The sequence below is a fragment of the Celerinatantimonas diazotrophica genome (assembly GCF_004339545.1).
Taxonomy (GTDB): domain Bacteria; phylum Pseudomonadota; class Gammaproteobacteria; order Enterobacterales; family Celerinatantimonadaceae; genus Celerinatantimonas; species Celerinatantimonas diazotrophica.
This window is the reverse complement of record NZ_SMGD01000017.1, coordinates 150462-159432: the sequence shown is the minus strand read 5'-3', so window position 1 is coordinate 159432 and position 8971 is coordinate 150462. Positions and strand designations below refer to the sequence as shown.

General features: G+C 44.8%; 12 protein-coding genes. 4 read left to right on the top strand and 8 right to left on the bottom strand.

Annotation, left to right across the window (positions count from 1 at the left end):
• Positions 1 to 7: 7 nt before the first annotated feature.
• Positions 8 to 448, bottom strand: a complete 441-nt coding sequence (locus tag EV690_RS16425) for an Lrp/AsnC family transcriptional regulator (protein WP_131914104.1) — start codon at positions 446 to 448, stop codon at positions 8 to 10.
• 190 nt (positions 449 to 638) lie between these two features.
• Between EV690_RS16425 and yjeH the strand changes: the two genes are divergently transcribed.
• Complete coding sequence (gene yjeH, locus EV690_RS16420) at positions 639 to 1910, top strand: L-methionine/branched-chain amino acid transporter (RefSeq protein WP_131914103.1); 1272 nt, start codon at positions 639 to 641, stop codon at positions 1908 to 1910.
• On the opposite strand, the gene EV690_RS16415 is transcribed toward yjeH, so the two are convergent.
• Genes EV690_RS16415 through EV690_RS16405 form a run of 3 tightly spaced genes read right to left on the bottom strand, consistent with a single transcriptional unit; the run spans position 1870 to position 4468 of the window.
• Positions 1870 to 2901 (bottom strand): DUF2955 domain-containing protein, encoded by a 1032-nt coding sequence (locus EV690_RS16415; protein ID WP_131914102.1) that lies wholly within the window; start codon positions 2899 to 2901, stop codon positions 1870 to 1872. The genes yjeH and EV690_RS16415 overlap by 41 nt on opposite strands.
• A 15-nt stretch (positions 2902 to 2916) precedes the next feature.
• Positions 2917 to 3984, bottom strand: coding sequence for an HlyD family secretion protein (locus EV690_RS16410; RefSeq protein WP_131914101.1), 1068 nt, complete (start codon positions 3982 to 3984; stop codon positions 2917 to 2919).
• A 16-nt stretch (positions 3985 to 4000) separates the two neighbouring features.
• Positions 4001 to 4468, bottom strand: a complete 468-nt coding sequence (locus EV690_RS16405; protein ID WP_131914100.1) for a MarR family transcriptional regulator — start codon at positions 4466 to 4468, stop codon at positions 4001 to 4003.
• A 322-nt stretch (positions 4469 to 4790) separates the two neighbouring features.
• Between EV690_RS16405 and bfr (EV690_RS16400) the strand changes: the two genes are divergently transcribed.
• Both bfr (EV690_RS16400) and bfr (EV690_RS16395) read left to right on the top strand, forming a co-directional pair.
• A complete protein-coding gene (gene bfr / locus EV690_RS16400) occupies positions 4791 to 5267 on the top strand; it encodes a bacterioferritin (protein ID WP_131914099.1) in 477 nt (158 codons plus the stop codon).
• Positions 5268 to 5269: 2 nt separating this feature from the next.
• Positions 5270 to 5737: a bacterioferritin gene (gene bfr, locus EV690_RS16395; protein WP_131914098.1), complete on the top strand. Its 468-nt coding sequence runs from the start codon at positions 5270 to 5272 to the stop codon at positions 5735 to 5737.
• Between the two features lie 40 nt (positions 5738 to 5777).
• Here the strand turns inward: bfr (EV690_RS16395) and ubiA are convergent, their stop codons facing one another.
• The gene (gene ubiA, locus EV690_RS16390) at positions 5778 to 6647 is read right to left on the bottom strand and encodes a 4-hydroxybenzoate octaprenyltransferase (protein ID WP_396022814.1); all 870 of its coding nucleotides are present in this window, start codon (positions 6645 to 6647) and stop codon (positions 5778 to 5780) included.
• The gene (locus EV690_RS16385) at positions 6637 to 7158 is read right to left on the bottom strand and encodes a chorismate--pyruvate lyase family protein (protein ID WP_131914096.1); all 522 of its coding nucleotides are present in this window, start codon (positions 7156 to 7158) and stop codon (positions 6637 to 6639) included. Before EV690_RS16385 ends, ubiA begins: the two co-directional genes overlap by 11 nt.
• Positions 7159 to 7386: 228 nt before the next feature.
• Here EV690_RS16385 and EV690_RS16380 point away from each other — a divergent pair, with 228 nt between their 5' ends.
• A complete protein-coding gene (locus EV690_RS16380; RefSeq protein ID WP_224054974.1) occupies positions 7387 to 7803 on the top strand; it encodes a flagellar basal body-associated protein FliL in 417 nt (138 codons plus the stop codon).
• On the opposite strand, the gene glpG is transcribed toward EV690_RS16380, so the two are convergent.
• Together glpG and glpE are read right to left on the bottom strand one after the other, a co-directional pair.
• Entirely contained in the window at positions 7781 to 8647 is an 867-nt protein-coding gene (gene glpG / locus EV690_RS16375) for a rhomboid family intramembrane serine protease GlpG (protein ID WP_131914095.1), read from the bottom strand. The genes EV690_RS16380 and glpG overlap by 23 nt on opposite strands.
• A 2-nt stretch (positions 8648 to 8649) precedes the next feature.
• Positions 8650 to 8970, bottom strand: coding sequence for a thiosulfate sulfurtransferase GlpE (glpE, locus tag EV690_RS16370; RefSeq protein WP_131914094.1), 321 nt, complete (start codon positions 8968 to 8970; stop codon positions 8650 to 8652).
• Between the last annotated feature and the right edge of the window lies 1 nt (position 8971).

The following is an 8971-nucleotide window of genomic DNA, read 5'->3' as shown; positions in this document are numbered from 1 at the left end:
AACGATTTTAACGATCAATGAGTGTTTTCATCACTAAATGTGTACGCACTAAGGTCACCCCATTTAATTGTTCAAGCTCAACGCGAATTTGCTCTAAGCGACTCATTTTAAAGGTCTCGACATAGATCATTAAATCAATCTGACCACTAATAAACTGACAACTGCGCACCTCAGGAATACTCGCTATCAGAGACTGGTAATCATCCCACTGACACTCATGGGCGTGTACCTCAAAATAGGCACATAACGCTTCACCATGCTCCGGATCGAGCACTTTAGCATGATAGCCCGCCAAAATTCCCTTGCGTTCGAGTTGGTGGATCCGCTCTTGAGTTGCCGAACGCGACAAGTTAATCGAACGCGCAATCGCACTGACAGAAAGCCGAGCATCTTGAGCTAATAGCGCAACAATCTGTTGATCAAATTTATCCATATTATTTTTCGCCACGGTTTTATCTCTTATAACAAGGCCTTAGAAGTGTATCAAGAGGCCTTTTTACACTCACCAACAATTTGCAGCCCAAAGACGCCAAATTCATTACTAAAACCGCAAATTTAACGCCTATGAATCGGTTCAAAATCGCTTATCATTCTCCCATATTTTTTTTATTCAACATGCTGGAATTGGAACGTTAATCATGAGTCGTCTGAAACCCCAATTAGGCCTATTCCAAGGCATTGCAATGCTAGCCACAACTATGCTTGGGACCGGCATTTTTGTCGTCCCTGCCATTACCGCTGAGCAGACTGGCGCAGTCTCTCTATTGGCCTGGGGTGTCTTACTCATTTTAACATTGCCAATTGCGTTTACCTTTGCCGCATTAGGTAAAAAAGATCCTCACGCTGGCGGGGTTCCTCATATTGTCGGTAAGGCTCTCGGACGTTCCAGTGAAAGACTAACTGCATTTTTATTTTTTACTATTTTACCCGTCGGCATGCCGGCATCACTGGTCATTGGCAGCCATTTTGTGCAAGCTTTAATTCCCTTAAATGCTTGGCAAGACTTACTGCTGCAGTTAGCAATGCTCGCGGCTATGTTCGTATTAGGATTAATTGGTGCTAAAGCAAGCGGTCAATTGCAGGTGCTGATCGCTGGTTTAATCATCACTCTCGTGGGGGCATTGTGGATCACAATGGCTCCTCATGGTGTGGATTTTGAGGTTCCTTCTTTGAGTCACGCTGGCTCATTAATGGATGCACTGGGGCTGATGTTCTGGTGTGTTATTGGCATAGAAGCCTTTTCGCATATGGGAGAAGAGTTCAAACGTCCCGAGAGAGATTTCCCGCTAGCTTTGATTATAGGGACTCTCGTCACGCTATTCATCTACTGGGCAGCCAGCGTACTGATACTCAAAGATTTACCGCTACTGGCAGGAACCCCGAGCTCAGCATCACTTGGAAAAATGGCCACTATTCATTTAGGACCAGTCACTGGCTCATTGGTTACCGTGCTTGGTTTTTTTGCTTGCTTTGCCAGCACCAATGTCTATGTACAGGGGTATGCTCGATTATTATGGAGTTTGGCCGATGAAGGTAAACTGCCAAGATATTTGGCACAACTCAACCACAACAAAGTGCCGGTCGTCTCGCTCATGACCATTTGTGGATTATCGTTCATTGTCGTTATTAGTGTGTGGGCATTAGGGCTTAAACTGCCGCAGCTGTTACTTTATACCAATGGCAATTTTGTGGTGATCTATCTGCTGGCAATGATAGCCGGAGTCATCATGCTAAAAGGACTCCAACGTTTGGTTGCGCTACTTGCTGCGATTGTCACATTCATATTCTGTTACAGTCTTGGCCAGTCGATAAGCTATGTCATCTATTTGAGCATTGCTTTTTTAATCGCAGTCAAACTCTGGCAACTATTTAAGCATTTGGGGCAAAACGCGTCGCAGCAAAACAATTAAGTAATCGATGCATCGCATAGACGGCCATCAGCCCCAAAAAGGCAGCAACCGCCACACTCGTAAAGCGATATAATGCGCTAAAGAAGATATCACCACCGGCAGAAAGATACTGACCAAATAAGATCCCGGTGGTGGTCATGGCTGAAAAGCCAATTCCCGTGCCTTTGCCCTCTTTAAGATGAGCATGACAAAACCAGAAAATCCCGCCCCACAACAATGGCGCATAGAGTAATAACGAATTGTTGTGGTTATATAAAAGCAGTTGTACACACAATCCAAAAGAGACGCCAATTAATGTGCCTAGAGTCCGTTTTCGCGCGTACGTTAGTGAGCCATTCCAGTGCATGGGAAACAACAGTAAAATAGTGGTGACCTGGGCAGAGAGTGAATCTTTAAGATCAAAGATCTGAAACGCTAAAAACGACCCCGTTGCCACAACCGAGCCCATTAATATTTCGTGACGCACCCGCTGCACATTTTTATCAGGCTTAGGGGGCAAAGCGGGTCGCTCAATGGGCGGAATCAACTGTATCAGTACGAGCGCAATGGCACTGGTAACGACCGAAGCCCACAGGTTGTTAGCGATCATATTGTTGACATCTACATTGTGATAACTGGCAAAATGCAACAATACGCTTAAATAAAGGACCCCATTACAACCAAATGTCATAAACCCTTGGGACATCATCCAGAACCAGAAAACAAACATTGCAAAGGCTAAAAGAGTCATTGCCAATGGATGAGAGCCAAATATCCCAGCAATAATCCCTGCCTGTAAACAGGCAACAACCGCCGAAGTAATATTTTCTTTGACCGTTCGCCAAGTAAATACAGGCACTACTGCCAGCAACAGCACCGGCGTGACCGTATAGAACACGCCATAATGCCAGTTCATCGTCTGACAGAGAAGAAAACCAAACATACAGCCAAAAGCGACCCGCAACATGCGCCGCAGTTCATCATCGCCAAGTGCTCGTTGCCATTGTTGCATCCATACACTCCACAATTAGTAAATAAAATGTAAGGCACTAATGGCCCAGATTTGCGCCTTGGCAACCGCTGACAGGAGCATGGAAGATGGTAACAATTGCACAGTCGCTCGAGCGCCTGATGCCAGCTCCGGCATATCTTTCACTTTTAAGTGCACTCGCAGACGCTGTGCATCGCGAACCCAACGATTCGATGTACTCGGCGTTGCCAAAACTCCATTTGCACTAAACTGGCCGCTGCTCACCCCGGCATCAATCCCCTCTACGGTGGCGTCATAAAGCACGCCAGGATGAGAGTCAAAGGCAACCAGCGCTTTTGAGCCAGCAATCACATGGCGCAGATTTTTTTCACGAAAATCAGCTACGACATCGATTTTATCGGCCACTATGGCAAGTAGCGGTTTCCCTGAATCAGCCATCGTTCCCGTTTGTAATTGCATATTACTGACGACACCAGCTTGCGAAGCTTTAACCTCGGTGTACGACAAATTCAGCTTGGCACTCTCTAACTGATTATGTGCCTGCTGCAGTAACAAATTATTCGGTCCCTTAATCCCGCGCTGAACGGTCAAACCTTGTAATTTAGCAACCGCCATATCATAAGAAGCCTTTGCGGTTTGTTCTTCGCTAATCGCTTGATCTTCACGCGATGAAGAAACTGCATGCTGGCGGTAAAGTTTGGCAATTCGCTGGGCATCACGTTGCCGCTGATGCAATACTGCGGCAGTTGATTTAATTTCTGCCCGAGCCGATTGAATCGACGCATCTAATTCATCATTCGTCAATTTGGCCTGACGCAAAGCCAATTTAGCCTTATCGAGTGCCAACTGATAAGGCCGGGCATCAATAGAGAATAACAGCTCCCCAGCTTTGACCTTCTGGTTGTTCACCACATCAACCCGCGTCACATTGCCACTCACCTGTGGGCTGACCTGAATCACAGGACGCTCCACCATAGCCTGCGGTGTCACTGGCATTTTAAGGTCGGCAATCAGGTAATAAACAAATAGCAGGCAAAATAAAATACAAACACGCCGAACCCAGCGACTAAATTGCTGGTCAGCCGTTAATTGAGGTTTTGTCATAAAAATTTTAGATAACTTATAGTTCTTTATCGAGGCTCAGAGCATTACTAGAGAGTTGTGCAAGAACGGCTTCAAACTCTTTGAGTTGGCATTCATCAATATTCTTAAGCAGTGCTCTACGTATTTTCAAGATACGCTGGGCAATTTCACCGAGTAGCTCGGCGCCTTGCTCCGTCATGCAGACGATCCGAGCACGTTTATCATGTGGGCTGATATGGCGAATAATATAACCTTGCTCTTCGAGTTGTCCGAGCGTGCGCATCAGAGAAGGCAGCTCGATTTCGAGTGCTTCGGCTAAGCGTTTTTGGGTTACCTCACCTTCGAGGCGCGCCAATTTCCACAAGGCAGTCCAACGAGGATGCGTCAGTCCCAGCGGGTGCAGACCACGGTCAGCGACACTGCGCCATAACCGACTGGCACGCCCTAATTTTTCCGCCAAGGCATGCTCCATTAATTGGTCAGATGCTAATTCATCCAAGCTCATTACGATCTCTCATGTGTTACAGAGGGTAGCATTATAATTAATTAGCAAGCTAAGTAAATAACTAGTTAAAAAATTATCTATTCAGACAATACGGTCACCATAAAATAACGACTAAAATATTAACTCGCTGTTTTTTTATTCAAAATTAAGTATTCCTATGAACGATTTATGTTCATTTACTGATATCAAATAGATTAATTGAGAATAATAATCATTATTATAACTAATTGATTTTATTAAATTTTATATTTTTTAACTTGGTTGTAACAAAATAGTCGGTATGCTAGTGTAATGTACATATTTTACCCTTTAGGAGGCCTCTATGCAGGGAAATCCACAGGTCGTTCAGTTACTCAATAAAGTTCTGACCTACGAGCTAACATCGATCAACCAATTCTTCCTCCATGCCCGAATGTTTGGTAATTGGGGATTTGAAGAGCTCAACAAAGCTTGCTACAAAAAATCGATTAAAGATATGAAGCAAGCAGACAAACTCATTGAGCGGATTTTATTTCTCGAAGGGTTGCCGAACCTGCAAGCCTTAGGGGCTCTGAGGATTGGCGAGCAAAGCAAAGAAATGCTCGAATGTAATCTGCAGTTTCTAAATGACCAATTGCCTTTGTTAGCTCAGGCGATCAGCCTTTGTGAACAACAAACAGACTATGTCAGCCGCGACCTTCTTCAGGATATTATTCATGAAGAAGAGGAACACATCGACTGGCTAGAAGCTCAGCTTTACCAAATCTCGATACTCGGAGAAGAAAAATACCTACAAACAAAAATTTCGGAGGATGAGTAATTATGCAAGGCAAACCCGTGGTTATTGATGCACTGAATCGATTACTTGCCAATGAACTGACGGCAATGGATCAGTATTTAATCCATTCGCGGATGTATGACGATTGGGGATATACCAAGTTATTTGAAAGAATTGAACATGAATCACTTGAAGAGCGCGAACATATCTCCATCCTCATCGAGCGGATCTTGTTTTTAGAAGGTACACCCGATATGGCAACTCGTGATCCAATTAAGGTCGGTCACGATGTTCCCAGCATGCTAGATAATGATCTACAGGTTGAATATCGCGTCGATGATATGCTTAAAGAAACAATGCAATTGTGTGAAAAAGAACAGGATTATGTCACCAAAAAAGCACTTCAACGCCTAATTGATGACACTGAAACTGATCACGCACACTGGTTAGAACAACAGCTCAGACAGATAAAACTGTTGGGGCTTGAAATATATTTACAAGCTCAGTTATAGCCCAATAGCAGACGGTTCTTCTACCGTCTGCTCTATTTTATTAGGCTGAAATAAGACATCCCATTGCCACTGCCACGAAAATAATCATCCCTGCGTAATTATTATTTAAAAAAGCTCTAAAACAGTTTTCTCGCTCCCGAAAGCGAGCTAAATACTGCTGATAAACGAACATGCCAGCCGCGGCGAGTAACCCCACAAAATACACTGGAGAAAGGCCATGTAACTCCCCGACCACCGCCAGTAATAGTAGGGTCGTCAGTTGTAAAACAGCAATCATCAGTTTATCGAAGCGTCCAAATAATACCGCTGTCGACTTAATGCCAACTTTTATATCATCATCGCGATCCACCATCGCATAGAAGGTGTCGTAAGCCACCGTCCAGCAAAAATTAGCGACTAACAACAACCAGGCTTCAAGTGGCAAATGACCACTTTGTGCTGCATAAGCCATCGGAATCGCCCAGCTATAGGCAAGTCCTAAAAACATCTGCGGCAAATTCGTATACCGCTTCATAAATGGATAAATCGCTGCCAACACCACGGCAATGAACGATAACTCAATCGTCAGTCGATTCTGAGTCAATACCATTAAAAACGAGGCCACAACCAGAGCCCCAAATAAACAAAGCGCTTGCCAAGTTGCGATCTGCCCCGATGGGAAAGGCCGAGAACTAGTTCGTTTAACAAAACCATCTATTTTACGATCGGCAAAATCATTGATGACACATCCGGCCGAACGCATCATCACCACCCCAAGAACAAAAACAATCAGAACCCCTGGATTAGGAAATCCATCGGCAGCCAGCCATAATGCCCATAGTGTCGGCCACAGCAGCAACAAAGAGCCAATGGGTTTATTCAATCGCATCAGTTGCACATATACCAACCACCTGGGTTGTTCACTGACCATTAACATGCCTCCTATACGCCGGACTTTCTGGTAAAAACAATTCCTGAACTAACACCGGAATACTCCGATATGAATAGATACTTAAACGTGCCCACAATGTCTGTTCAGCGAGCTCGAGATAACCATAATGGCGGGCAACATTTCCCTTCTGCTCACTGGCAAATAAGAGTGAACCGAGTGGCTGATTCGCCAATTCATTTAAAACTGTACAAGGTGCCACGTCGGGCCACAAGCTCCGAGCAAAAATCCAGTCAACCCCATCACCTTGTAGATAAACTTCTCTTGACCGATAGTGCGAAAAATCCCCGAGCAGTGCAACCTCATACTCATATGGTTTGGCGTGCTGAACGGGTATCTGACGTACCGCAAATTGCTCACAGCATGATTTTAAACGCATCGTTAACGAGCCTTTGTCACTGAGCCAGTGGCAAAGGGTTGGTGCAATCTTCACCGGCAATGAACTTTGCCAATGAATAGAGGTAAATAGTGATGAATAGTTTTCGTGGCTCATCCGCTCTGTTATCTTAAGTTTATTAAACTTTCATGTCAGATAATGCAAGCCTAATCGTTGTCCGATGCAGCGTCAAGAAGAGCGCTGAGGAGGTTAATGCTATTGGCTGTAGGCAATATTTTACAATTTATGCTTTAATAAATCCTGAAGATGAACTTAAAGTATTGACCTCAAGAAGATATCAGCGACAATACAGCGCAATTTATCCAACGACAGGTAGAGCAATCAATGAAATGGTTTAAGTGGATGTTTTTATTTGGGGTGTTAGCCACAACCAGCATACCGGCCAGCTTTGCCGCTGATGATCAACAAGCGCAGGATTCATATGCCTATTACAGCCTCGAACCGGATATTGTGACCAACTATATCACCGCTGGTAAATCATTAGGCTATATTCGCGCTAGCATTGAGCTTCGCGTTTATCACGAGAGTAAGCTCAAAGAAGTCGAACATAATGCGCCACTCTTACGGGATGCCATCATTGAAATTCTGGGGTCGATGGACTCGCAACAGATCAAATCGCTATCTGGTCGTGAGAAACTCAAAACGCAATGTCTTAACGCCGTGAATAATCTGTTATTTCAGGAAACTGGCGACAAAGATGTTGTCGCCGATCTCATTTTCACGAAATATCTTTATCAGTAAGTCGATCAAAGCCGGCCTGCACACAGCCAACAATCAGACCAAACAGGTGGGCAAGATTGGCTGTTGCCGGAAGCAGCCCTTGACTTGAGGAACTGAGTGATGTGATGAAAAAGCCAAATACCATCCATAGAAGCATAAAGCCGACAATCATTCGATTGAGATGAATACCGACATGCGGCCGTAACCAAGCTGTCCACCATAAATATCCCAGCAACGCATAGACGACCCCCGATAAACCACCAAATAACGGCCCTGTTGACCAAAATTGCATAAAGTTAGGAATAATCCCACTAACCAGTGTGAGAATAATCAATTTACCAGTGCCCAACTTGCGCTCAATCTCACCGCCAAACTCCCACCACCACAGCAAGTTAAAGAGAATATGGGTAATACTAAAATGCAATAGAATGGGGGTAATAATACGCCACGGCTGTGCGTAAAACGCGGCCATTGAACTGGGGAAAAACAGCGCCTGATAGACACTATTGCCCATAAACATCTCGGCTAAATAAACCGCAACGGCAGCCGCTATCATAAGCAGCGTAAATGGTCCGCTATGGGCTAAAAATCGCTGTTTAATTAATGAGGATGAGCTGCCATAACTGAACCGAACTTGATGCTGATCGCCCACCTGCCAAGATGCTTGCTGATATTTGCGCGCCATCGGGTCATGCACAAAAGCCTGCCATTCACGTTGAACCTGTTGCAAATGAGCGTCATCGACCAACCAGATAACCACCCCCTGCTCATGGGCACTGAGTTGACAGGTAATTTTCTGGGTCGCCATATAATCGACAAACGACTGCGCTAAACGGGGATTATCGACAATTGCTAACTGCTGCATTACTAATCAGATCCTGTGACTGGATAAATTTTGGCCCACGCTTCAAAGCCACCATCGAGCGAGTAAACCTTTTCTAACCCTTGGGTTAATAAATACTGGGCTGCCCCTTGGCTGCTAATGCCGTGATAACACATGACAATGACGGGAGCATCAGGGTCGTGCTCCTCAATCAACTGTATCAGAGTCTGATTAGTCAGATGCATCGCACCTGGAGCATGGCCGCTAAGATACGACTTTTCATCGCGAATATCGGCCAACAGAGCACCTTGCTCATCTAGTAGTTTTTTGGCTGCAATCACATCGATATGCTCAAACTGTTCCATA